This is a genomic window from Citrobacter sp. CK188 (genome assembly GCF_030333525.1).
Lineage (GTDB): Bacteria > Pseudomonadota > Gammaproteobacteria > Enterobacterales > Enterobacteriaceae > Citrobacter_B > Citrobacter_B koseri.
The window spans coordinates 326,333-349,281 of the sequence record NZ_JAOWFU010000033.1 but is presented as its reverse complement, the minus strand read 5'-3'; the positions used below and the strand labels follow the sequence as shown (position 1 = coordinate 349,281).

Genomic DNA, 22,949 nt, shown 5'->3' with positions numbered 1-22,949 from the left:
TATGCTCTCAGGTTTGTTTACCCGCTCCGCAGCTTCGGCTGCGGATTTTACGCATTTGCGTCAGGCGCGCGTTGAACTGCGCGATGTGATCAAACAGTACGACGGGCACCGGGTATTAAACGGTGTCAATCTGACGGTGGAACCCGGAGAAGTCGTTACCATCCTTGGGCCATCCGGTTCGGGAAAATCCACGCTTATTCGACTCATCAACCAGCTTGAGTCATTAAGCGGCGGCGATATTTTTATCGATGATAAGCCCATTGGTCAGCTCAAGGGCGCAGCGCTGCGCCAGTTACGCAGCCGCATTGGATTCGTATTCCAGCAATTCAACCTTTACGCCCATCTGACGGCGCAGCAGAACATTACGCTGGCGCTGGAATATGTGCATGGCTGGAATAAAGAGGCCGCCAAACAGCGAGCCCGCGAATTGCTGGATCAGGTGGGTCTGGCTGAAAAAGCCGACGCATTTGCCGCCCAGCTCTCTGGTGGACAGCAGCAGCGCGTCGCCATTGCCCGCGCGCTGGCCTCCTCTCCGCAAATTATCCTTTTTGATGAGCCAACATCCGCGCTGGACCCGGAAATGATCGGCGAAGTCTTACAGGTCATGAAGAATCTTGCCCACAGCGGGATCACCATGATCGTCGTTACGCACGAGATGCACTTCGCTCGCGAAATTGCCGACCGTGTCGTGTTTATCGATGGCGGCGATATTCTGGAAGTCGCCTCGCCTGAAGCATTTTTTACCCGTCCGCAGCACCCCAGAACCCAGCGCTTCCTGAAGAAAGTGCTCGATCCGTTACACCAGGAGTCATCGTTATAATGCTTACTCTGGACTGGCAGGGGGTGCTGAGCGGGCAACCTCTGCAATGGGTCATCTCGGGTTTTTTGACCACGCTCTGGGTCACGCTGGCAGGCGTTTTGCTATCGACACTGCTGGCGATTATCCTGCTCGCGCTACGTCTCTCCGGCAACGCATTCGGTCGCCGTCTGGTCGCCGCCTGGGTCTCGCTGTTTCGCAATACGCCTCTGCTTGTGCAGTTGATGTTCTGGTACTTCGCAGCGTGGAATTTTCTGCCCCGTGACGTGATTGATTTCGTTAATACCGATCATTTTTGGTCGATCCTGCCTGGCGATGTCTGGTGGCTGACGCCAGAATTTCTCTGCTCCGCATGGGGGCTGGGGGTATTCACATCGGCCTTCCTGGTTGAGGAGATCGCCTCGGGGTTGCAGGCGGTATCCGCCGGGCAGCGAGAGGCCGCTGTATCGCAAGGTTTTTCCGCATGGACGACCCTCCGCCATATTCTGCTCCCCCAGGGGCTGGCAAACGCCTGGCAACCCATCGTGGGACAATACCTTAATCTGATGAAACTCTCATCGCTTGCCAGCGGTATCGGCTTTGCCGAACTGACCTATCAGGTGCGACAAATTGAAAGCTATAACGCCCATGCTCTGGAAGCCTTTGCCGTCGGCACCGCGCTCTATTTGCTGACCGGCATTGTATTGGGTCTGCTACTGGCGCGGCTAAACCCCGCCCCGGCCAAAAGAGTGAAACCCAAAACGCGTATTTTCAGCATCAGGAGTCCACACCATGATCGCTAATATTTCGGTCATTACCGACAATCTGGATTACCTGCTGTGGGGACGCGCTGCTGATGGTCAACCCGGCGGCGTGCTCCTCACATTGTTGATGGCGCTGGGTGCTGGCGTGCTGGCGCTTCCCGGCGGGGTGGTTCTCGCCTGTCTTGCCTGGCGATTTCCGGGCGTTATCCGTAATGGGCTGTTTCTCTGGGCAGAATTTATTCGCGGCATTCCGCTGATCTTCGTGATCTTCTGGATGTGGTATTTGCTGCCAATGCTTACCGGAAGCGATCTTCCCGGCGCCGTTACCGTCACGCTGGCGCTGGCCTGGTTTACTGCGGCATCGGTGATGCACTCCGTTTATGCCGGCATAAACGCGCTTCCTGCCGGGCAGTACGACGCCTCGGTAGTGCAGGGATTTCGCCCGTTTCAGGCATTATGGCTCATTCTGCTTCCCCAGGTGCTACGCAATGTAATGCCGTCATTGACCGGCATTTTTATCGGCCTGCTGAAAGACACGTCGCTGGCGTTTATCGTTAATGTTCCTGAACTGACTACCGTCGCCGGTCAGGTGAATAACCGGGTACAGATTTACCCGGCGGCCATTTTTATCTTTACCGGACTGGTCTATTACCTGCTCTGTTTTGGCCTGGAGAGATTCACCCGTCGACGATTCGCCATCCGATAAACGGCTCAACACTCAACAAACTGATGTTGTTCGTTGAGGCGATATTTTACCCCGGCGCGTATGTTGTTCTCGCCTTCAATGGCAACGGCGAAACGGGTACGTTCGCCATCGTGATACGCCAGCGCGGCACAGCCGCCGGGCCCCAGTATCAGGGAGTCAACGTGCCCGGTGCTGGCGATGACCGCATTGTCACCGCTGGTAACGAGATGAACATTCTCTCCGCTGTTGGCAATTCTGGCATTGGCGCCAAAGCTGACAACCTGCGCCAGATCGCCATTGCTGGCAATATTGCTCCTGTCACCCAGCGTGCTGATGCGCACCCGCATTCCCGCACTGGCAATACGACTCCCGTCACCGGCGCAGCTTACGCGGGTTGAGTTCCCTGCCACCGCCACCCGCGCGCGATCGCCGGAACAACCTATATGCGTGTTGTAGCCTGCACTGCCAATGCGCGCGCAGTACCCCGCGCTGGCAATCTGCGAAGCGTACCCCACGCTGGCAATTTTGACGTTATCGCCCGCACATCCCAGATGAACGTTATCGTCCGCGCAGGCAATGTGTTCGCTATTACCGTGGTGCGACTGCGCACTCACCAGGCTGTCCATCGCGCTGATATCCTGACGCGCAAAGCTCTCCTCATCCAGCCAGCGCGACCAGGCATATTCCACCAGGCTATTTGCCCAGTCGAGATAGCCTTCACTGCTCAGCGCCCGATGCACGTCGGCGTAGCTGCCGCCATTCGGAAAGCGACGGACAAACCAACGATAGATGACGGGCCCGACTCGCCAGGTACGTAAATCCTCTCGCGTAATGATCATCCGTTAGTGCCGATGATAGCCATCAACCATGCAGCGGAAGGTCTCACCGGGCGTACGACCTGTCGTGCAAAGGTAAAGATGACCGAAGATAAAAAAGAGACTAACGATCGCCAGCGCGAAATGCGCCTGCAACAGCCAGTAACGCACGCCGGGGAACAGATCGCCCGCCGCCTGCGGATAAAGCGACAGTAGTCCGGTTATCAGCAACAGCGGCACCAGGCCGTACATCACCCCGAGATAAGCGGCCTGCTGTAACGGGTTGAATTTAGACTGCGTGGTGGCGGGAAACGGATGTTCCTCACCCTGCATAATGCCGAACAGATAGAAGCGGGTCTGCTTCATCGCCCGGCCAATCCAGCCCTCGCGGCGAATAATATAATGGTGTCCGTTGCCGCCCAGCATGTTGATCAAAACAAAACCCAGCCAACACGCCAGCAGCAGAAAACCGCAGATCTCATGCACCGTCAGCAGGCTCTTCATCACCGACGCGCCAACCAGCGAGAAATGATTGATCAGCCCGCTGCCGAGCAGGAGCACAAACAGTAGCGCGTTCGACCAGTGCCACAATCTCACCGCTTTGGAGTACAGGTAAACCTTTTCACCGTGACCGGCCGCGGCTTTGTTGGCGGCGCGAAACCGAAGCATGGCATGCAGCCCCAACACCAGCCACATCGCTGCCAGCATCAGTCCGGCGATGACTAACCAGACAGGCCAGTATTCGGGAGAAAACACGGGGACATAGTTCGCCAGTTGGGCATGGAACTGTTCAGCATTCTGCGACGCGTTCATACATTTTCCTTTTTAATCAAATGTTGACCGAACCGGCGATACAGATGCGGTTTTCCGGCGCCTGAGAGTTGGTGTTGATAGAATTTGTTCTCCTTCAGCCAGGTCTGAATTTCCGGGCTGTCTTCACGACCAAAAATCAATGCGTGCTCCGGGCAAGCATTCACGCAAATCGGCGGGAACCCCTTTGCCAGGCGAGATTCGGCGCAAAAGTCGCATTTATCCGCCACTTTGGTTTGTGGATTGAGATAACGCACCTGATACGGACAAGCGCCTATACAGTAGCTACAGCCGATACAGCGCGATTCATCTACCCGCACAATACCGCGCTCATCACGCCAGGAGGCGCCGGTCGGGCAAACATCAATACAGGGCGCATCTTCACAGTGCTGGCAGGACTGGCGAAAATAGTGATAAACGGTTTCGTTTTCATTATCCGAAACAGGAATATGCGCGATGGATAAACGACTGCCCTGAGCCGGAACATGGTTGGTCTTGCGACACGCCCGGGCGCAGAGATTGCAGCCGTTACACCGGGATTCGTCATGAATCATGGCATAACGCACCGCTTTGCTATTCTTCGTGTTCGCTAACAAATTTTGGCCGGGCCCGCTGAAAAAAATCACCGTCCCCATACCAAGCACAAATTTTCGTCGAGTGAAGGACATCTGGTTATCCTCTAATCCGGTGGCAGCGATCGCCCACGCTTTCCATGACATCACCCTGAACAATCAGGGATTCTGAAACTGCTCAACCTCAAGCCATTCGCATAAGCCATATGCCTTGCCGTAGCTCATAAAACGTTCGCTAAACAGATACGGCACATCGTTGGACGACGCCACACGGCGAATATCCGCGTAATCCGGGTGCGTGTCGATCGCGGCAAGGGCTGTCTCTATTTGCTGCGGCGCAAAGCGGTATGGCGGTTGTTCCAGCATGGCGACCTTGTAGGGTCGCGGATAGGTCTGGCAATCAAAACGCACCGCCTGTGCGATAGCCCGGCAAATATCGTTCTCCACCACCTGCACACACATGTCGGCATAGTTAGCGGTCATGGTTTGCGTCGAGTAGTAATAATCATCCTGAGCACCCTGCACGCAGGCGATATCCGCCCCTGTCTCGCTCTGAAGCAGCGTCTCCAGCAGCGGCGTTAACGCCTCTTCCTCCACTGAATACGGCGGTTGCAGGAAAAGCGCGCGAGCCACCAACTGACCTGAAGCAGAATGCTGGCGGATGAACTCCGCCATGATCTCTGCCGGACTCGCGGGAGGCGCTGGTTCATCCACTCGCCTTTCATGCTGATGTAAGCCTTGCAGCCACTGCCGCTTTTCAATATCCACCTCAGGCGTGGAGTGTTCACCCTCTGAATGACTCATCTCACCTTCCTTACGCTGGCAGCAGATTCTGCGCGGCCAGATCGGCGGCGACATCCTCAAGACCGAGGCGATGCAACGTTTCTCGCGTCGGGCATCCCAGTTCAGGGTCCCAGCCCATCTCGGTATAAAAGAGCGTCAGGGATTCACGCATATCGTCGCGATCCATTTTGTCAGTCCCTTCAGTGAACACCGGAATGTTGGGGTCCTTGTCAAAAACCCACGAACAGATGAGATCGTGTTCATTGCGCATATCTTTGGTCTGCATCAGTTTGACGGTATAGGCGCGATGGAGCGTGAAGATACGTTCTGCGGCTAAATCAAGGCTCGCCTGGGTGGTTTCATCCCCGGTCACCGCCTGGAAAAATTTCGCTTCCAGGTCCAGATCCCCACGATAATTTCGGCTCTTCAACGGCGAAACGGTCATCGGCCAGACCCAGTTGCACAGCGTCACGGCGTTATGCAGGCAAACTTTGAGCAGCGTCCATTTGGCATACTTGATTTTCGCCGCGTTGATCGGCGTGTAATTTTTAGTCTCGTCGTAGGCGTCTTCAGAACCAAACAATTCCGCCGCGACCTCTCGCTGTAGCTTCAGCGGTAAACCAGAACCAATAAAGTTGATGTGGGTGTGGGTCATGCAGTCACGGTTAAACATGCAGTTGGTAATTGCCCCCACCTGCGCCGACGCTTCGTTAGCATGGTGTACCGGATAGCCAAACGGCGACCACAGTTTGTTTTTATCGTACGCCCAGTATTCCTCACCCAGATTCCAGCGCTCGGCAATGGCGTATGAACCATCCGCAAGATGGCTCAACTCTCCTTTGCGATGCGCCAGGCGATAGTAGAAATCCTTGATAAAGTTGGGATCGCCCGCTTCCAGTTGATCCCAGCGGATCTCCGCATATTCCTCAGCCGGAAGCACGCGCTTGAACACGCCTTTGCTGTAGCAATACGTGAAGTCACGGTGCAACTGCCCGTAGTTACACCAGATACCGTAGTCGTCAAACAGGTTCAGGCCGATCAGATTGCCGATAACGCGGCCATCGTCCTTGTCGTCAAAATCTTTCGGGCCGTGCGGGAAGATCGTGGTATGGACAAAGTTTGCCACGCAGGTATTCCCCCCGGTGCTCGGTACGCCAAAATCCTTTACCCGTGGAATATTGAGCTGCGACATGCAGCGGATCGGGCATGAGTGGCAACCGCTCATTTTCACGGTGTATTTTTCAGCCGCCGGACCTAAGTCAAACACGGATTTATAGGTGCGAAAGCCGACCGTATTTTGATTACCCGGCGGGATCTCGCCGGTTTCAACAGGCCCGCCCTCTGCGGCCCCCCAGAACAAACCTTTACGCGCCGTCCAGCGCGAGGCCGGTGAGGAAAATTCCGCCCATGCCTGCGGGGTGCTCGGCACAACATGATTATTATTGGCGCCAATCAGCTCCGTCATCATGTAGTCATTCAGCCGCTTCATCTCTTTGCGATCGGCAATATTGACCCCTTTGTTGCCTTCAACGGCAATGGCCTTGAGGTTTTTCGACCCCATCACCGCGCCGGCTCCCGCCCCGCCGCTGTGGTTACGGCTGTTGAGCATACAGGAGAGCGGCACCAGGTTTTCACCCGCCTGACCAATGGCCGCCACGCAGGTCTCCAGGCTGGTCATACGGCAGATCTCTTCGGTCGTGGCGCGCGTCCCTTTGCCCCACAGAAAATCTGCTTTTTCGAGGCTGACCTTGTCATCTTTAATATTGATCCACACAGGCGAAGCGGATTTACCCTCAATAATAATCGCGTCGTACCCGGCAAATTTCATTTGTGCCGCAAAGAAGCCGCCCATATGCGCGTCGACAACCAAATTACCTTTAGTAAACGTAGAGAGCGAAGTGATATTGACGCGGGAACTACAGGGCGCGCCAGATCCGGTCAGCGGGCCGGTGGCAAATACCAGTTTATTTCCTTCATCGAAAGGTTTCGTGCCAGGCGGGACTTCGTCATACATAATTTTGTAGCCGAACCCCATTCCGCCGACAAATTTTTTATATTTACTGGAATCTTCGAGGGTAATATCGCCTGTTGTAAGATTGACCCGTAATATATTACCTGTCCAACCGTTAGCCATAATGTTTTCCTTTGCAAGATTCAAACAGTAATATCTTTCCACTCGATAACTTTCAGCGCCCCTGTTGGACAGGCGCTGGCGCACTCGCCGCATAAAACACATTTTGACGATTTTTTCGTTTCGCTGTTTACGGTAGCCATCATCCAGGGGCAGGCAGTGGTGCAGGCGCTACAGCCAATACACCGCTTATGATCAACCGCGATGCAGCCATCGTCCTGTTTCCAGGTAATTGCGCCGATTGGGCAGACCTTCATGCACTGCGGGTCCTTACACTGGCGACAGGTATCTGCGGTGTAGTTTAAATCGCCATACAGGCCGCCGCCGGAGCCGACGCCGTTGTCGCCAAAGAAGTAATTACGGTGAATCTTAATGCGGGAGAAGAACGAGCCCACGGCGCCATCGTTGTAATTGGTGCAGGAGATTTCGCAACGATGGCAGCCTGTGCAGCGGGCGCGTTGGGTCACTAATACCCCTTTGGGCGTGTTTATCAGTCCTACCGTACCGCTATCAACGTCTTCCTGTTTGCAGCCAAAAAGTGACAGCAGCGCGGGAGCGATAGTTAATCCTGCCAGACCCTTTCCTGATATACGCAGAAATTCGAGCCGCGTTAAGCCAAAATCTAATATTGGACGTTCGACCTGGTTCATTTATTTCGCATCCTCTTCGCAAACACAGTGCTGACAACACCCGATGTTTTGCCCTAACCGGATCGCATACGTCATATCATTAAATACAAATAGACTAATCCTAAAGAGTTAGGCACATAAATAATGTGGTTATTCAGTGCTATTAACTTTGATCGTTATCAATTAAAAACCGGAAGTGAAATAATAAAAGCGGAGTGATATTTATTATCATTTAGAGGATATAAAACACGGCAATCTATTAATAATTAATAATGTGACCTCGTTCCCATTATTAATATCAATTAACTTCGTTATATATTAATATACATATCGATATTAATATAAACGCGATATCTGATTATTTACAAGGTGAAGAATTTAAATACCGGGAATAAGGGATGACGAAGCGAGCGCCATCCCTGAGAGAATTATCCTGCCAGGGCTTTGATAACCGTTTCCATCGCCTGTTTTTCAAGTTCGCTGCGCTGGAGTCGCTGGTTCGCCATGGCGGTTCGTAACACTCCCGCAATCACGATATGCTTCGGCTCTTGCCCCAGGTCGCGCATCTCCAGAACCACTTTGCCAACCACTCTGCACATCTCACGGTACAGTTCGTCGTCTTTTGTCAGGTTTCCCATTATTGTCTCTCATCGCCAGCACAAACAAACAGCATATATCACTCTAACGATGAAGACAAAACTCAAATAAATCAAACAAATAAACAGAGTGACTATTCAACTTAACCGATATCCGTCACCTCACACTCTGTAACTTGCTCACCCGTTCGGCCAGGCTCTTTTATAGGCCGGATAAGCGTCACGCTATCCGGCACTACGTGGTATTAGTTATTGACCGGAATCACCGCGCCTTTGTACTTCGTGCGGATCCAGTCCTGAATCTCTTTTGAGTGCAGAACGTCAACCAGCGCCACGATGTCTTTTTTCTTCTCGTCGCCACGATGTACGGTAATGATGTTGGCGTACGGATTGTTTTCTCCGCTCTCAACGGCGATCGGATCGTTAACCGGGTCCAGACCTGCGTCGATAGCGTAGTTGGCGTTAATCACCACCGCATCGCCTTCATCGTTGTTGTACATCTGTGGTAACAGCGCCGCTTCCACGTTCGGCAGGAACTTCAGTTTTTTCGGGTTATCCACGATGTCGCTGATGCGCGCGCTGACCTTATCCACGTCCGGCTTCAGTTTGATCACGCCCTCTTTTTCAAAAATCGACAGAATACGTCCCTCTTCAGAGACCGCGTCACGCATAATGATCCTGCCGCCTTCCGGCAGATCTTTCAGCGATTTGTATTTTTTAGAGTAGATGCCGATCGGCTCAATATGAATCGCCCCGGCGCTGACGAAATCATAGGTTTTATCACCCGCATGATCTTTCAGCACGCTATTCAGGTACGGGATATGCTGGAAGTAGTTGGCGTCGATTTCACGACCGGCCAGCGCGGTATTCGGCAGAATGTAATCCTGGAAAGGTTTAATCTCCAGATCGATCCCCTGTTTCGCCAGAATCGGTTTCGCCTGCTCAAGGATTTCCGCATGCGGTACGTTAGAGGCGCCAACGGTCAGCGTATCCGCCCAGGAGGCAAAGCTCAGGGCGCTTAAGGTTGCTGCGGCGAGTAATGTCAGTGATTTTTTCATGATAATGGTTTCCGTATTTTATTAGCGTTTATCTAACAGAGAGGTGATCACATCGCCGCAGAACTGGATAATGAAGACGATGATCAGGATAGTCACCGTCGCCACCAGCGTGACGTCGTTGTGGTTGCGCTGGAATCCTTCCAGATAAGCCAGGTTCCCTAAACCGCCTGCCCCAATCACTCCGGCCATCGCGCTGTAACTGACCAGCGCAATCAGCGTCACGGTGATCCCGGACACCAGTGCGGGTGATGATTCAGGCAGTAAAACCCGAAAAATAAGTGTGCTGAGACGTGCGCCCATCGAACGCGTGGCTTCAATCACGCCTCTGTCGACCTCGCGCAGTGCGATTTCAACCAGACGCGCATAAAACGGCGCCGCCCCGACAATCAGCGCTGGCAGCGCAGCGTTCGCGCCGAGAATGGTGCCGACCAGCGCCTTGGTAAACGGGATCAGTAAGACGATCAAAATGATGAACGGGATCGAGCGGAAAATATTCACCACCAGCGAAATGACGCTATACAGCGTGCGGTTCTGAAACAGCCCGCCGCGCGCGGTCAAAAATAGCGCCAGCCCCAGTACAATCCCCAGCACAAACGTCGCGATACCGGAAAGCGCCGTCATATAGAGCGTTTCCTGCGTTGCCGCAAAAAGTTGTTCCCATTTCAGATGGGGAAACAGATTCTCAACCATGTTGTACTACCTCACCTTCAATATCGCTCTGCCGCAAATCCGCCAGAATATTATTCAGTTGCTCTTCCGTCGCCACGACGTGCAGCCACAGTTGGCCAAACACGCCATGCGCGGTTTGCGTCATCTTGCCGTGTAAGATATTGAAAGGCAGGCCGTAACGCAGGGTAAGCTCCCCTACGATCGGCTGATGCGTACTGTGCCCGGTGAAGGTCAGCTTAATCACCGTCCCGCCCAGCTCGCTCGCCAGCTGCGGGTTAAACGCCTCCTCTTCGGCATACTGACTTACCTGGCGGACAAACTGCCGGGTAATCGGCTGTTGCGGATGAGTAAAGACGTTCAGCACATCGCCTTCCTCCACCACTCTGCCGTTTTCCATCACCGCAACGCGATCGCAGATTTTGCGCACCACATGCATCTCGTGGGTAATAAGCACAATCGTGAGCTGGAAGCGGCGATTAATATCGAGCAGCAGATCCAGAATCTGATCGGTGGTTTGCGGGTCCAGCGCGGAAGTCGCCTCGTCGCAGAGCAGCACATCCGGGTTATTTGCCAGCGCACGGGCAATCCCCACACGTTGCTTTTGCCCGCCGCTCAGTTGGGATGGGTAAGCATTCTCACGCCCGGTTAACCCCACCAGGTCGATCAGCTCCGCCACCCGCGCCTTGATTTTTGCTTTTGGCGCGCCCGCGATTTGCATAGAAAAAGCGATGTTTTCGCTGACGGTACGCGACCACAGCAAATTAAAGTGCTGAAACACCATGCTGATTTTCAGCCTCGCCTGGCGCAGGGACTCTCCTGTCGCCGCTGAAATATCATGACCATTGATGGTCACGCTGCCCACGGTCGGTTTTTCCAGACCGTTCAGCAAACGAATCAACGTACTCTTTCCGGCGCCGCTGTAGCCAATAATCCCGTAAATTTGTCCCTGTTCAACCGTCAGATTAACGTTATCCACTGCGGTAATGGACAGCTTGCCGGGCGTAAAAACTTTCGAAATATTTTTCAGGACGATCATATCGTTATCGTATCCGCTGCTGCTTATGGTTATCCTGCCAGTGCTTTTAGCTGTTTAGCAGTATGGATGTCCAAACGAGTGTAATCAGGGTGTTTCTGCTTTTAAATGACCAAAAAGGAATTTGATATATCCACAAGGAATAAGAGAGGCGCAGCGCGGGAAAATGGCTTTAGTACAATTTCGGCAACCTTTATGCGGGGAGCGGCATTATCCTTAACGCGAGCAGCGTAAACTGTTGAATTAATCGACAAAAACAGGGTAATTCGGCCATCAACACCGCCAGACGACTGCACGGCTAAACGTCCTGCCATCCAAATAGCGTTTTATATTCCATTCTGTTCTTATTCACAGACAAACATTCTTTAGGCGTGCATTTTGGCAACCCTATTATTTCGTCATGTTATTCACTGACGGATATTCACCATGACAACGTTTCACTCCGTAACGGAACTGATTGGCAATACGCCGCTGCTTCAGTTGCATAAGCTGAATAGCGGCGTAAGCGAACTCTTTTTGAAACTGGAGAACCAGAATCCAGGCGGTTCGATTAAAGATCGCGTCGCACTTTCTATGATCAATGAAGCGGAAAGACAGGGGCTGCTAAAACCCGGCGGCACGATTATTGAAGCGACGGCGGGCAACACCGGGCTGGGGCTGGCGCTGATCGCCGCGCAAAAAGGTTATGCCCTGACGCTGGTCGTGCCGGACAAAATGAGCCGTGAGAAGATCTTCCATTTACGCGCGCTTGGCGCACAGGTGGTATTAACCCGCTCAGACGTCAACAAAGGTCATCCGGCCTATTATCAGGATTACGCACGCCGTCTGGCGCAGGAGACGCCCGGCGCCTTCTATATTGATCAGTTCAACAACGCCGCGAACCCGCTGGCGCATGCTTCCACCACCGCCCCCGAATTGTTTGCCCAGATGGATGGCCGCATTGACGCCATCGTAGTCGGCGTCGGTTCCGGCGGCACGCTGGGCGGTTTACAGGCATGGTTTCGCGAACACTCCCCGCACACGGAGTTCGTGCTGGCCGACCCCGCCGGTTCAATCCTTGCCGATCAGGTCGAGACAGGCACATTCGGCACCGCCGGTTCCTGGCTGGTTGAAGGGATTGGCGAGGACTTTATTCCGCCGCTCGCCCACATCGAATCCGTTTCACAGGCCTTTCGCATCAGCGATAAAGACGCCTTCGCCACGGCGCGCGAGTTGCTCAGAACCGAAGGCATCCTTGCCGGTTCATCGACCGGTACGCTGCTCGCCGCCGCCCTGCGCTACTGCCAGGCGCAGACGCAGCCAAAGCGCGTGGCGACCTTCGCCTGCGATAGCGGCAATAAGTATCTCTCGAAAATGTTTAACGATGACTGGATGCGCCAGCAAGGGCTCATCACCCGGCCACAGGCTGGCGATCTGAGCGACTTCATCGCCTTACGTCATGACGAAGGGGCAACCGTGACCGCCGCGCCGGACGATACGCTGGCGACCGTGCTGGCGCGTATGCGCCTGTACGATATTTCGCAGTTGCCGGTTCTTCAGGAGGATCAGCTTATCGGCATTATCGACGAATGGGATCTGATTACGCATATTCAGGGCGATAACCCGCGTTTTTCCCTCCCGGTAAAAGAAGCGATGACGCGCGAGGTGGTCCGGCTTGATAAACGCGAACCGGAAAGCGCGCTGAAACCTATTTTTGATCGCGGCCAGGTGGCTGTGATTGTCGACAACGACCAGTTCCTCGGTCTGGTCACCCGTAGCGATGTGCTCACCCACTGGCGCAACCGCCTGGATAAATAAGGAACTATCATGAAATCGTATTCCACACTTAGCGTCCATAGCGGAACCTTTTCTGACGCGCACGGCGCCGTTATGCCGCCGATTTATGCGACATCGACGTTTGCGCAACCCGCGCCGGGTCAGCATACCGGATATGAATATTCACGCAGCGGCAACCCAACGCGCCATGCGCTGGAAACCGCCATTGCCGAGCTGGAAGGCGGTACGCAAGGTTATGCCTTCGCGTCCGGTCTGGCGGGCATTGCTACCGTGCTTGAACTTCTCGATAAAGACAGCCATCTGGTGGCGATTGACGATGTCTATGGCGGCACCTATCGACTGATTGAAAATGTGCGCCGTCGCAGCGCCGGACTACAGGTTAGCTGGGTAAAACCTGACGATCTGGCCGGTATCGAAGCCGCGATTCGTCCTGATACCCGCATGATCTGGGTAGAAACGCCGACAAATCCGTTACTAAAACTGGCCGATCTGGCGGCCATTGCCGATATCGCGCGTCGCCACCAGCTTATCAGCGTGGCCGATAACACCTTCGCTTCGCCGTTGATCCATCGTCCTCTTGATCTGGGGTTCGATATTGTGGTGCATTCCGCGACGAAATACCTGAACGGCCATTCAGACGTCGTCGCCGGACTGGCGGTCGTCGGGGACAACCCGGCGCTCGCACAACAGCTGGGGTATCTGCAAAACGCCGTCGGCGGCGTACTGGACCCATTTAGCAGTTTTCTGACATTACGCGGTATTCGCACGCTGGCCTTGCGAATTGAGCGGCACAGCGGCAATGCGCTGACGCTGGCGCAATGGCTGGAAAAACATCCGGCGGTAGAACACGTCTGGTATCCGGGGCTGGCGTCGCATCCTCAGCATGCCCTTGCGCGCCAGCAAATGTCACAGTTCGGCGGGATGATCTCCATCGTCATAAAAGGCGATGACCAGCGCGCCACTGACGTTATCACGCGGCTGAAATTATTCACCCTGGCGGAAAGCCTGGGCGGTGTTGAAAGCCTCGTCAGCCAGCCGTTTACCATGACTCACGCCTCTATTCCGCTTGAGCAGCGTCTGGCGAATGGCATCACCCCGCAATTGATTCGCCTGTCAGTGGGCATTGAAGATGTTCAGGATTTGCAGGACGATTTAGCTCAGGCGCTCGCCGGGTAGTTGCGCAACGCCGCCCTTTCCCGGGCGGCACAACGCAAGGATCATAATTAACGCTTTAATAACAATTTGTTGTGAATCTGCACAGATGTTTTTTGAAACGCTGTTTTCATTTTCCTTTTGTGTAAATTTCAGCGTATAATGCGCGCCAATTGTCTCTTGAATGGTTTCAGCGCATTGGACTGCAAAACTCAACGACTAAAAAACACGCCATCCCGTTGGGCTGAAACACGAGCACACATTCCTCTGCACGCTCTTTCGATGTCACCTATCCTTAGAGCGAGGCAACACCACTTTCGCAACACAGGTTTAGCTTCAAGGCCGTGCGCCCCTGAAGCCAGATTTCCATATCCTTCTCAACTTAAAGACTAAGACTGTCATGAAAAAGACGAAAATTGTTTGCACCATCGGTCCGAAAACCGAATCTGAAGAGATGTTAACCAAAATGCTGGACGCAGGCATGAACGTTATGCGTCTGAACTTCTCTCACGGTGACTATGCAGAACACGGTCAGCGCATCAAGAATTTGCGCAACGTAATGAGCAAAACCGGTAAAAAAGCCGCAATCCTGCTCGATACCAAAGGCCCGGAAATCCGTACCATTAAGCTGGAAGGTGGTAATGACGTCTCCCTGAAAGCGGGCCAGACCTTCACTTTCACAACGGACAAATCCGTTATCGGCAACAGCGAAATGGTTGCCGTCACTTACGAAGGTTTCACTTCTGACCTGTCCGTAGGCAACACCGTACTGGTTGACGATGGTCTGATCGGCATGGAAGTCACCGCGATCGAAGGTAACAAGGTTATCTGTAAAGTGCTGAACAACGGCGACCTGGGCGAAAACAAAGGCGTTAACCTGCCGGGCGTTTCCATCGCGCTGCCAGCACTGGCTGAAAAAGACAAACAGGATCTGATCTTCGGCTGCGAACAAGGCGTTGACTTTGTTGCCGCGTCCTTTATCCGTAAGCGTTCTGACGTTGTTGAAATCCGTGAGCACCTGAAAGCGCACGGCGGCGAGAACATCCAGATCATCTCCAAGATCGAAAACCAGGAAGGCCTGAACAACTTCGATGAGATCCTCGAAGCGTCTGACGGCATCATGGTTGCTCGTGGCGACATGGGCGTTGAGATCCCGGTTGAAGAAGTTATCTTCGCGCAGAAGATGATCATCGAAAAATGTATCCGCGCACGTAAAGTCGTTATCACCGCGACCCAGATGCTGGATTCCATGATCAAGAACCCGCGTCCGACCCGCGCAGAAGCTGGCGACGTGGCGAACGCCATCCTCGACGGCACCGACGCAGTGATGCTGTCCGGCGAATCCGCAAAAGGAAAATACCCTCTGGAAGCCGTCACCATCATGGCGACCATCTGCGAGCGTACTGACCGCGTGATGACCAGCCGTCTGGACTTCAATAACGACAGCCGTAAACTGCGCATCACCGAAGCGGTGTGCCGCGGCGCGGTTGAAACTGCCGAAAAACTGGAAGCGCCGGTCATTGTCGTTGCAACTCAGGGCGGTAAATCTGCTCGCGCAGTGCGTAAATACTTCCCGGACGCTACCATCCTGGCGCTGACCACCAACGAAGTGACCGCGCGTCAGCTGGTGCTGAGCAAAGGCATTGTGCCGCAGCTGGTGAAAGAAATTAACTCTACTGACGACTTCTACCGTCTGGGTAAAGAAGTCGCTCTACAGAGCGGTCTGGGCCAGAAAGGCGACGTTGTGGTCATGGTTTCCGGCGCGCTGGTACCAAGCGGCACGACCAACACCGCATCTGTTCACGTCCTGTAATAATTCCTGTGTGAATTAATTTTCTGAATAAAAAGCGCCCTCGCGGCGCTTTTTTTATTTAATCGATAGCCACTCTTAATAAAAAATCAAATCGGATTTCACTATCTAATCGCAGATTATCTAAGACGAATCCGATGGAAGGATTCTGTTTTCACTCGGTTTTTTAGCCATTTTAGCTCAATTCGATGCTTCTTTGAGCGAACGATCAAAAATAAGTGCATTCCCGTCAAAAAAATATTCTCAACCTAAAAAAGTTTGTGTAATACTTGTAACGCTACATGGAGATTAACTCAATCTAGAGGGTATTAATAATGAATCGTACTAAACTGGTACTGGGCGCGGTAATCCTGGGTTCTACTCTGCTGGCTGGTTGCTCCAGCAACGCTAAAATCGATCAGCTGTCTTCTGACGTTCAGACTCTGAACGCTAAAGTTGACCAGCTGAGCAACGACGTGAACGCAATGCGTTCCGACGTTCAGGCTGCTAAAGACGACGCAGCTCGCGCTAACCAGCGTCTGGACAACCAGGCTACTAAATACCGTAAGTAATAGTACCTGTGTAATAAAAATGGCGCACATTGTGCGCCATTTTTTTTGCCTGTGTTTTCCCTTCCCTGCTACTGCGTTGCCCGGGTTTCAACGCCGCTTCCGGGTTGGCTGTTTTGCGCGGACTCCACCACAGAGCGACCAGAAGCTACCGGCGCCTGCCCTGATGTAACGGCAACCGGATATCCCGCCCGGCGATACAGCGCGTTTTCCACCAGACGCTCATCCACCTCCTGAGTCGCCTTAAACTGCGTAAAGCCTGCTGGCAACACATACGGCATCGTCTGTACGTTTTGCTCCTCTTCAGGCGACAGCGGGCGGTGTACTTCAACGTAACGCATTCCATTTGGTTCCACGGCGAATTTCACCGGTTCGTTAATCACCCGTACCGGCGTTCCCGTTCTGACCTGCGCAAACAGCGCCTTAATGTCCGGCGCGTTCATCCGAATACAGCCGGAACTGACGCGTAACCCGACGCTGTCCGGGGCATTGGTGCCGTGAATGAGATACTCACCGTTGCCGTATGCCAGGCGCAGGGCGAAGCGTCCTAACGGGTTATTTGGCCCGGCGGGCACCACCGGCGGCAGCGTAATGCCGCGTTCAAGCGAGCGTTTGCGGATACCTGCCGTCGGCGTCCAGGTCGGATTCGGGATTTTTTGCCCGACGCGCGTCGCCATCACTGGCGTTTCCAGCCCCTCTAAACCAATACCGATAGGGTAAACCTGAACACTATTTTCACCCGGCGGGAAATAATAGAGTCGTAACTCCGCCAGGTTCACAATAATGCCTTCACGCGGCGCATCGGGTAATAACAGTTGAGATGGAATGATAATCGGCGTCCCCGGTTTAGGGACCGGCGCGATGGTATTATTTGCCTCCAGGATCAGCATTGCGGCAGTATCAAAACGCCGGGCAATCGCCTGTAAGTTTTTATCCCCCGCTTGCACGGTATAGGTTTGATTCTGCCCGACAAGGCGACTGTTTGCTGGCGGCAAGGGGTAATCCACTGCCCAGGCCGCCTGAAATGCGCTGTAAGCGCCGAAAAGTGTAACTGCAATGAGAGACGCACGTTTCATATCCACCCCCCTGGCGTTTTGCCGGATGGCGGTTAAATGCCTTATCCGGCCTACGAGTCACGTAGAGCTGTACGCCATCTGGCGTTCTACGTCTTTTCAGTTTAGCTAAGAGTTGCGGCTCTGGCGCGGATCGCGCGAATCATTGCTTCCAGTCCTTGTGAACGGGAGGGCGTGAGATGTTGCGTCAGCGCCATTTTTTCAAACCACGGCCGCACATCAAAATTCACAATATCCTGTGGCGTCATCTGATGATACAAAATGAAGACGATGGCAATTAACCCTTTTACTATTGCTGCATCGCTGTCGCCCTGCAATTCAATAACGCCGTCAGCGTTCTGACGCATAACAATCCATACCTGACTCTGACATCCCTGAATACTATTTTCCGGGTGACGATCCTGCTCATTTAATTCCGCCAGACGCTGCCCCAGTTCAATAATGTACAGATACTTTTCTTCCCAATTGGCGCAACGCTGAAAATTACGCAGCAATCTTTCTTTATCTGGTAGCGCAGCCATAGCGTCTCCCTGTTATCCCAGTAAGCGATGAATACGTTTTAGCCCGGTTGCCAGACGATCCACTTCTTCATGGGTGTTATACATTGCTATCGACGCCCGGCACATGGCGGGAACGTTGTAATACGTCATCAGCGGCATTGCGCAGTGATGGCCGGTTCGTACGGCGATACCGTAATTGTCGAGGAAGCTGCCCACGTCATAGGCGTGGTGTTTGCCCAGATTAAAGGCGATGACCCCCAGCCGGTTAGCCGGGCCATATAGCGTCAACTCCGGCACGTCCGCCAGCTGTTCCAGCGCATAGTGCATCAGGTTTTGTTCATATTCGCTGATTTCCGCCAGCCCTAACGCGCAAACGTATTCAATGGCGGCGCCAAGGCCGATAATTCCGCCCGTGTTCGGCGTCCCCGCCTCAAAACGCCAGGGCGCTTTGGTCCAGGTCGTCCCTTCCGTCAGACTAACGGTCGCAATCATCGAACCGCCGCCTTCCCACGGCGGCATATCCTGAAGCAGTTCCTCCCGGACATACAGCACGCCGATACCGGTGGGGCCATACAGCTTATGCCCGGAGAAAACGTAAAAATCACAATCCAGCGCCTGAACATCCACCGCATGGTGCATTACCGCCTGCGCGCCATCGACCAGCACTTTCGCGCCATACTGATGCGCCAGCGCGATCATTTCAGGAAGCGGGTTTTCCGTTCCCAGCACGTTCGACACATGCGCGATAGCCAGCAGTCGGGTACGCTCATCAAACAGCGACGGGAGCGTATCCAGCTGCAACGTGCCGTCCGTATTGAGCGGAATGACGCGCAGTTCCGCCCCTGTACGCGCGCACAGCATCTGCCAGGGGACAATATTGGCGTGGTGCTCCATCTCGCTGATGATGATGTTATCGCCAGCCCGAACATTCTCCGGCCCCCAGCTGTTGGCAACAAGGTTGATGCCCTCGGTCGTCCCGCGCACGAACACCAGCTCTTCCGCTGAGCGGGCGTTAATGAACAGCGATGCCTGTTTACGCACATTTTCCATCTTCTCGGTGGCCTGCGCGCTCAGCGTATGGATGCCCCGGTGCACCGCCGCATAGCCATGACGGTAAAACTCTGCTTCAGCGTCAATCACCTGGTTGGGCTTTTGCGCACTGGCCGCGCTATCCAGATACGCCAACGGCAGCCCGTTGACTTCACGCGTCAGGACGGGAAAATCAGCCCGCACTTTTTCGATGGGAAATGTCATGCTATGCCTCCCGGCAGGCGAAGCCCTATTCGCGCCAGCACCTGTTGTTTAAGCGCGTCATCGCCGAGGGCTTCCGTCAACTCAGCGGCAAACGCGTAGAGAATCATCTGTCTGGCATCCTGCTCTCCAATCCCGCGTGAACGCAGGTAGAACATCTGCTCGTCATCAATCCGTCCTACCGTCGCCCCGTGGCTGCATTTCACGTCATCGGCGTAAATCTCCAGCTGCGGTTTGGTGTCCACCTCGGCAAGTTTACCGAGCAGCAGATTGTTATTGGTCATTTGTCCGTCGGTTTTAATGGCGTGCTGCGCCACGTTGATCAAGCCATTGAATACCGCCCGACCTTTATCGCTGACAATGGTTTTATGCAACTGACGGCTGTTGCAGTAACCCTTATTGTGCTCCAGCCACGTACGGGTATCACACACTTCGTTTTTCACCGGCATCGCCAGGCTGTTAATCCGCAGCGTGGTGTTTTCACCGTTTAACTGGGTGCTGGTGTTATGTCGCAGCACGGCATCGCCCAACAGGAAACTGTGGCTGTGCGCGCTTGCATCCGCCGCCAGCAGAATGTCGTTATGGGCAAAGTGGTGGCTCACCGGGTTTTCAAACGCCAGTTTGATGTGGTGCAGATGCGCATTCGCCGCCACGTTCATGGTCAGACGCGCCCCGGTAAAGTGCCGTGCCGCGTTAAGGCTGACATAGTGTTCTATCACCGTCGCCTCTGCCCCTTCCGCCAGTTCCAGGTGGTGGCGGTAGTGCGCAGTGTTGACCTCATCGCCTTCCAGCCCCTGCGTGATGTGCATCAGCAGCAACGGCTTAGAGGGCCGCTGGTTGCGCTTAACGCTGATGTGCGTCACGCTCTGCGCCAGGCTTTCCGTCAGATGCAGGAAAACCTCCGGCTGAACCGGTGTGGCCAGCGTCTGACGTTCGTCGTTGATCGCAATGTCGAAACCGCTGGCTGTAGCGCTGTCGCTAAGCTGCGGGTTGAACTGGCCGTCAACAAACACCAGACGCACAGCGTCGATATCCAGCGCCAGCGCGTCGCGCTGTTCCTGAGTAACCTCGGCAAAACGGCTGACAAACTGGCTACTGACCAACCCTTCCAGCGGCGTGTATTTCCAGTTTTCATGCTTACGCGTCGGCAGCCCCAGGCGCAGCATCTGTTGTAAATGCTGCTGCGCGTGCGCCGAGCGGGATTCGCCCTGCGCCTCAAACAGATGGTGCCATTGTTGCAGCGCGTTACTGCTGTTCGGTAAGCCAGCCATATCCTTGCTCCTCCAGTTGTTTGACCAGAGTGAAATCGCCGGACTTCACAATCCGCCCCTGATACAGGACGTGGACGTAATCAGGTTTGATGTAGTCCAGAATACGCTGATAGTGCGTCACGATAATGAACGAACGTTTACCGTCACGCAGCGAGTTGACGCCTTCCGCGACAATTTTCAGCGCATCAATATCCAGCCCGGAGTCAGACTCATCAAGAATGCACAGTTCCGGCTCCAGCACCGCCATTTGCAGAATATCGTTACGTTTCTTCTCACCGCCGGAGAAGCCCACGTTTACCGAACGGGTCAACAAATCTTCCGGCATCTTCAAAAGCGCGATTTTCTCTTCCATCAGATCCTGAAAATCAAAACGATCCAGCGACTCCTGACCACGATAGCTGCGCACGGCATTCAGCGCTGTTTGCAGGAAAAACTGGTTGCTGACGCCAGGAATTTCTACCGGATACTGGAACGCCATAAAGATGCCTTCGCCCGCCCGATCCTCTGGCGACAGTTCCAGTAAATCTTTGCCTTTAAATTCGACAGAGCCGCCAACCACTTCATAATCTTCACGGCCCGCCAGCGTCGCGGAAAGCGTACTCTTCCCGGAACCGTTCGGCCCCATAATGGCATGCACTTCTCCAGGTCTGACGTCGAGGTCCAGACCGCGCAGAATCGCTTTATCTTCCACACTGACCTGTAAATCTTTAATGCTTAACATGTGCTTTCCTTAATACTTAACCGACGCTGTGTTCAAGGCTGATCGCCAGCAGTTTTTGCGCTTCAACGGCAAATTCCAGCGGCAGTTCAGAGAAGACGTCTTTACAGAAGCCATTAACAATCATCGAGATGGCATCCTCTTCGCTGATGCCGCGTTGCAGGCAGTAAAAGAGCTGATCTTCACCGATCCGCGACGTCGTCGCCTCGTGCTCAAGCTGGGCGCTGTTATTACGACACTCGACATACGGGAAGGTGTGCGCGCCGCAGTCCGCGCCAATCAGCATTGAGTCGCACTGGGTAAAGTTACGGGCGTTGGTTGCTGTCGGCATGATCTTCACCAGCCCGCGATAGCTGTTCTGGCTATTCCCGGCGGAGATCCCTTTTGAAATAATGGTTGATTTGGTGTTCTTACCGATGTGGATCATTTTGGTGCCGGTGTCGGCCTGCTGATGACCGCTGGTCAGCGCCACAGAGTAAAACTCACCGATGGAGTTATCGCCGCGCAGAATGCAGCTCGGGTATTTCCAGGTGATGGCCGACCCCGTTTCGGACTGCGTCCACGACATCTTGCTGTTTTCACCTTCGCACAGCGCGCGCTTGGTGACGAAGTTCAGTATCCCGCCGGTGTTGTTATCGCCGGGGAACCAGTTTTGCACGGTGGAATATTTTACTTCGGCATCTTTGTGGATGATCACCTCTACCACCGCCGCGTGCAGCTGGTAGCTGTCGCGCACTGGCGCAGAACACCCTTCGATGTAGCTGACGTAGCTGCCCTCATCCGCCACCAGAATGGTGCGTTCGAACTGCCCTGTTTTTTCCGCGTTGATTCGGAAATAGGTCGACAGCTCCATCGGGCAACGAACGCCTTTCGGCACATAAATGAAGGTGCCGTCAGACGCTACCGCAGCGCTCAGCGCAGCAAAAAAGTTGTCATTACCCGGCACCACGGTGCCCAGATATTTCTTCACCAGCTCAGGGTGATCGTGAATCGCCTCGCCAAACGAACAGAAGATGATGCCCTGTTCCGCCAGCTTTTCCCGGTAGGTAGTGGCAACGGAAACGGAGTCGAAAATGGCATCCACCGCCACCTCTTTACCCTCACGTACCGGTACGCCAAGCTGTTCGAAGGCGTCTTCCACCTCTTTGCTGAGAAACGCATTCGCACCGGTTTGCTGTACGGCACCCGGTTCTGACGCGCACGTCTCATCGCAGTTACCGCACGATGGCGCAGAGTAATAACTGTAATCCTGATAATTCAGCTTATCGTAGTGCGCTTTCAGCCAGTGCGGCTCTTCCATCTCAAGCCAGGCTTTGTACGCATTAAGGCGAAACTCCAGCATCCACTCCGGCTCATTTCTCTTGGTGGAAATCGCACGCACGACCTCTTCGCTGATGCCTTTTGCCAGCTCGTCAGTCTGTAACTGGGTGAAGAAGCCTTCTTTATAATTCAGTGGACCACCGGTCCAGGTTTTGACATCGTCAGTTGCTTCAGTATTACGAGACATAG

General features: G+C 54.0%; 24 protein-coding genes. 8 read left to right on the top strand and 16 right to left on the bottom strand.

Annotated elements, in window-relative coordinates; all coding sequences use genetic code 11:
• Position 1 precedes the first annotated feature (1 nt).
• From OGV67_RS13270 to OGV67_RS13260, 3 genes are read left to right on the top strand one after another with little or no spacing between them, the layout of a single operon-like run.
• The gene (locus OGV67_RS13270; protein WP_047457295.1) at positions 2 to 820 is read left to right on the top strand and encodes an amino acid ABC transporter ATP-binding protein; all 819 of its coding nucleotides are present in this window, start codon (positions 2 to 4) and stop codon (positions 818 to 820) included.
• The gene (locus OGV67_RS13265; RefSeq protein ID WP_047457298.1) at positions 820 to 1,599 is read left to right on the top strand and encodes an amino acid ABC transporter permease; all 780 of its coding nucleotides are present in this window, start codon (positions 820 to 822) and stop codon (positions 1,597 to 1,599) included. The genes OGV67_RS13270 and OGV67_RS13265 overlap by 1 nt, the downstream gene beginning before the upstream one ends.
• The gene (locus OGV67_RS13260; RefSeq protein ID WP_012132563.1) at positions 1,589 to 2,266 is read left to right on the top strand and encodes an amino acid ABC transporter permease; all 678 of its coding nucleotides are present in this window, start codon (positions 1,589 to 1,591) and stop codon (positions 2,264 to 2,266) included. The genes OGV67_RS13265 and OGV67_RS13260 overlap by 11 nt, the downstream gene beginning before the upstream one ends.
• Before the next feature lie 5 nt (positions 2,267 to 2,271).
• Here OGV67_RS13260 and ydhT read toward each other — a convergent pair whose 3' ends face one another.
• The 10 genes from ydhT to OGV67_RS13210 form a co-directional block, all read right to left on the bottom strand.
• A complete protein-coding gene (gene ydhT, locus OGV67_RS13255; RefSeq protein ID WP_047457302.1) occupies positions 2,272 to 3,084 on the bottom strand; it encodes a protein YdhT in 813 nt (270 codons plus the stop codon).
• 3 nt (positions 3,085 to 3,087) lie between these two features.
• Complete coding sequence (phsC, locus tag OGV67_RS13250; RefSeq protein WP_115614831.1) at positions 3,088 to 3,873, bottom strand: thiosulfate reductase cytochrome B subunit; 786 nt, start codon at positions 3,871 to 3,873, stop codon at positions 3,088 to 3,090.
• Complete coding sequence (locus tag OGV67_RS13245; protein ID WP_112002436.1) at positions 3,870 to 4,538, bottom strand: 4Fe-4S dicluster domain-containing protein; 669 nt, start codon at positions 4,536 to 4,538, stop codon at positions 3,870 to 3,872. Before OGV67_RS13245 ends, phsC begins: the two co-directional genes overlap by 4 nt.
• 63 nt (positions 4,539 to 4,601) lie before the next feature.
• Positions 4,602 to 5,246, bottom strand: a complete 645-nt coding sequence (locus OGV67_RS13240; protein WP_058669052.1) for a YdhW family putative oxidoreductase system protein — start codon at positions 5,244 to 5,246, stop codon at positions 4,602 to 4,604.
• A 10-nt stretch (positions 5,247 to 5,256) separates the two neighbouring features.
• Entirely contained in the window at positions 5,257 to 7,359 is a 2,103-nt protein-coding gene (locus tag OGV67_RS13235) for an aldehyde ferredoxin oxidoreductase (protein ID WP_115614832.1), read from the bottom strand.
• Positions 7,360 to 7,379: 20 nt separating this feature from the next.
• A complete protein-coding gene (locus OGV67_RS13230; RefSeq protein WP_012132569.1) occupies positions 7,380 to 8,006 on the bottom strand; it encodes a ferredoxin-like protein in 627 nt (208 codons plus the stop codon).
• A gap of 407 nt (positions 8,007 to 8,413) precedes the next feature.
• The gene (gene fumD / locus OGV67_RS13225; protein WP_012132570.1) at positions 8,414 to 8,623 is read right to left on the bottom strand and encodes a fumarate hydratase FumD; all 210 of its coding nucleotides are present in this window, start codon (positions 8,621 to 8,623) and stop codon (positions 8,414 to 8,416) included.
• 203 nt (positions 8,624 to 8,826) lie between these two features.
• On the bottom strand, positions 8,827 to 9,639 hold the full coding sequence (locus tag OGV67_RS13220) for a MetQ/NlpA family ABC transporter substrate-binding protein (RefSeq protein ID WP_012132572.1): 813 nt from the start codon (positions 9,637 to 9,639) through the stop codon (positions 8,827 to 8,829).
• Between the two features lie 21 nt (positions 9,640 to 9,660).
• The gene (locus tag OGV67_RS13215; protein WP_012132573.1) at positions 9,661 to 10,329 is read right to left on the bottom strand and encodes a methionine ABC transporter permease; all 669 of its coding nucleotides are present in this window, start codon (positions 10,327 to 10,329) and stop codon (positions 9,661 to 9,663) included.
• Entirely contained in the window at positions 10,322 to 11,344 is a 1,023-nt protein-coding gene (locus tag OGV67_RS13210) for a methionine ABC transporter ATP-binding protein (protein ID WP_047457318.1), read from the bottom strand. The genes OGV67_RS13215 and OGV67_RS13210 overlap by 8 nt, the downstream gene beginning before the upstream one ends.
• Positions 11,345 to 11,767: 423 nt before the next feature.
• Here OGV67_RS13210 and OGV67_RS13205 point away from each other — a divergent pair, with 423 nt between their 5' ends.
• The 5 genes from OGV67_RS13205 (at position 11,768) to lpp (ending at position 16,630) form a co-directional block, all read left to right on the top strand.
• Positions 11,768 to 13,138 carry a pyridoxal-phosphate dependent enzyme gene (locus OGV67_RS13205; protein ID WP_071258175.1) on the top strand — a complete coding sequence of 457 codons (1,371 nt, stop codon included), beginning with the start codon at positions 11,768 to 11,770 and terminating at the stop codon, positions 13,136 to 13,138.
• 9 nt (positions 13,139 to 13,147) lie between these two features.
• Entirely contained in the window at positions 13,148 to 14,293 is a 1,146-nt protein-coding gene (locus tag OGV67_RS13200; protein WP_012132577.1) for a trans-sulfuration enzyme family protein, read from the top strand.
• Positions 14,294 to 14,467: 174 nt separating this feature from the next.
• On the top strand, positions 14,468 to 14,662 hold the full coding sequence (gene ynhH, locus OGV67_RS13195; RefSeq protein ID WP_244264181.1) for a protein YnhH: 195 nt from the start codon (positions 14,468 to 14,470) through the stop codon (positions 14,660 to 14,662).
• Between the two features lie 7 nt (positions 14,663 to 14,669).
• A complete protein-coding gene (pykF, locus tag OGV67_RS13190) occupies positions 14,670 to 16,082 on the top strand; it encodes a pyruvate kinase PykF (protein WP_012132579.1) in 1,413 nt (470 codons plus the stop codon).
• A 311-nt stretch (positions 16,083 to 16,393) separates the two neighbouring features.
• Positions 16,394 to 16,630: a murein lipoprotein Lpp gene (gene lpp / locus OGV67_RS13185; RefSeq protein WP_001082307.1), complete on the top strand. Its 237-nt coding sequence runs from the start codon at positions 16,394 to 16,396 to the stop codon at positions 16,628 to 16,630.
• A gap of 68 nt (positions 16,631 to 16,698) precedes the next feature.
• On the opposite strand, the gene ldtE is transcribed toward lpp, so the two are convergent.
• The 6 genes from ldtE to sufB form a co-directional block, all read right to left on the bottom strand.
• Positions 16,699 to 17,703: a L,D-transpeptidase LdtE gene (ldtE, locus tag OGV67_RS13180; protein ID WP_104868719.1), complete on the bottom strand. Its 1,005-nt coding sequence runs from the start codon at positions 17,701 to 17,703 to the stop codon at positions 16,699 to 16,701.
• A gap of 101 nt (positions 17,704 to 17,804) precedes the next feature.
• Positions 17,805 to 18,221: a cysteine desulfuration protein SufE gene (gene sufE / locus OGV67_RS13175; RefSeq protein ID WP_058669049.1), complete on the bottom strand. Its 417-nt coding sequence runs from the start codon at positions 18,219 to 18,221 to the stop codon at positions 17,805 to 17,807.
• A 12-nt stretch (positions 18,222 to 18,233) separates the two neighbouring features.
• The gene (gene sufS, locus OGV67_RS13170) at positions 18,234 to 19,454 is read right to left on the bottom strand and encodes a cysteine desulfurase SufS (RefSeq protein WP_012132582.1); all 1,221 of its coding nucleotides are present in this window, start codon (positions 19,452 to 19,454) and stop codon (positions 18,234 to 18,236) included.
• Complete coding sequence (gene sufD / locus OGV67_RS13165) at positions 19,451 to 20,722, bottom strand: Fe-S cluster assembly protein SufD (RefSeq protein ID WP_115614833.1); 1,272 nt, start codon at positions 20,720 to 20,722, stop codon at positions 19,451 to 19,453. Before sufD ends, sufS begins: the two co-directional genes overlap by 4 nt.
• The gene (gene sufC, locus OGV67_RS13160) at positions 20,697 to 21,443 is read right to left on the bottom strand and encodes a Fe-S cluster assembly ATPase SufC (protein ID WP_012132584.1); all 747 of its coding nucleotides are present in this window, start codon (positions 21,441 to 21,443) and stop codon (positions 20,697 to 20,699) included. The genes sufD and sufC overlap by 26 nt, the downstream gene beginning before the upstream one ends.
• A 16-nt stretch (positions 21,444 to 21,459) precedes the next feature.
• Positions 21,460 to 22,947 carry a Fe-S cluster assembly protein SufB gene (sufB, locus tag OGV67_RS13155; RefSeq protein WP_286465616.1) on the bottom strand — a complete coding sequence of 496 codons (1,488 nt, stop codon included), beginning with the start codon at positions 22,945 to 22,947 and terminating at the stop codon, positions 21,460 to 21,462.
• Positions 22,948 to 22,949: the final 2 nt, after the last annotated feature.

Excerpts from the sequence above, each read along its gene's own strand:
- OGV67_RS13270 (WP_047457295.1), top strand. The coding sequence starts at position 2 with ATGCTCTCAGGTTTGTTTACCCGCTCCGCAGCTTCGGCTGCGGATTTT.
- OGV67_RS13265 (WP_047457298.1), top strand. The coding sequence starts at position 820 with ATGCTTACTCTGGACTGGCAGGGGGTGCTGAGCGGGCAACCTCTGCAA.
- OGV67_RS13260 (WP_012132563.1), top strand. The coding sequence starts at position 1,589 with ATGATCGCTAATATTTCGGTCATTACCGACAATCTGGATTACCTGCTG.
- ydhT (WP_047457302.1), bottom strand. The coding sequence starts at position 3,084 with ATGATCATTACGCGAGAGGATTTACGTACCTGGCGAGTCGGGCCCGTC.
- phsC (WP_115614831.1), bottom strand. The coding sequence starts at position 3,873 with ATGAACGCGTCGCAGAATGCTGAACAGTTCCATGCCCAACTGGCGAAC.
- OGV67_RS13245 (WP_112002436.1), bottom strand. The coding sequence starts at position 4,538 with ATGTCCTTCACTCGACGAAAATTTGTGCTTGGTATGGGGACGGTGATT.
- OGV67_RS13240 (WP_058669052.1), bottom strand. The coding sequence starts at position 5,246 with ATGAGTCATTCAGAGGGTGAACACTCCACGCCTGAGGTGGATATTGAA.
- OGV67_RS13235 (WP_115614832.1), bottom strand. The coding sequence starts at position 7,359 with ATGGCTAACGGTTGGACAGGTAATATATTACGGGTCAATCTTACAACA.
- OGV67_RS13230 (WP_012132569.1), bottom strand. The coding sequence starts at position 8,006 with ATGAACCAGGTCGAACGTCCAATATTAGATTTTGGCTTAACGCGGCTC.
- fumD (WP_012132570.1), bottom strand. The coding sequence starts at position 8,623 with ATGGGAAACCTGACAAAAGACGACGAACTGTACCGTGAGATGTGCAGA.
- OGV67_RS13220 (WP_012132572.1), bottom strand. The coding sequence starts at position 9,639 with ATGAAAAAATCACTGACATTACTCGCCGCAGCAACCTTAAGCGCCCTG.
- OGV67_RS13215 (WP_012132573.1), bottom strand. The coding sequence starts at position 10,329 with ATGGTTGAGAATCTGTTTCCCCATCTGAAATGGGAACAACTTTTTGCG.
- OGV67_RS13210 (WP_047457318.1), bottom strand. The coding sequence starts at position 11,344 with ATGATCGTCCTGAAAAATATTTCGAAAGTTTTTACGCCCGGCAAGCTG.
- OGV67_RS13205 (WP_071258175.1), top strand. The coding sequence starts at position 11,768 with ATGACAACGTTTCACTCCGTAACGGAACTGATTGGCAATACGCCGCTG.
- OGV67_RS13200 (WP_012132577.1), top strand. The coding sequence starts at position 13,148 with ATGAAATCGTATTCCACACTTAGCGTCCATAGCGGAACCTTTTCTGAC.
- pykF (WP_012132579.1), top strand. The coding sequence starts at position 14,670 with ATGAAAAAGACGAAAATTGTTTGCACCATCGGTCCGAAAACCGAATCT.
- lpp (WP_001082307.1), top strand. The coding sequence starts at position 16,394 with ATGAATCGTACTAAACTGGTACTGGGCGCGGTAATCCTGGGTTCTACT.
- ldtE (WP_104868719.1), bottom strand. The coding sequence starts at position 17,703 with ATGAAACGTGCGTCTCTCATTGCAGTTACACTTTTCGGCGCTTACAGC.
- sufE (WP_058669049.1), bottom strand. The coding sequence starts at position 18,221 with ATGGCTGCGCTACCAGATAAAGAAAGATTGCTGCGTAATTTTCAGCGT.
- sufS (WP_012132582.1), bottom strand. The coding sequence starts at position 19,454 with ATGACATTTCCCATCGAAAAAGTGCGGGCTGATTTTCCCGTCCTGACG.
- sufD (WP_115614833.1), bottom strand. The coding sequence starts at position 20,722 with ATGGCTGGCTTACCGAACAGCAGTAACGCGCTGCAACAATGGCACCAT.
- sufC (WP_012132584.1), bottom strand. The coding sequence starts at position 21,443 with ATGTTAAGCATTAAAGATTTACAGGTCAGTGTGGAAGATAAAGCGATT.
- sufB (WP_286465616.1), bottom strand. The coding sequence starts at position 22,947 with ATGTCTCGTAATACTGAAGCAACTGACGATGTCAAAACCTGGACCGGT.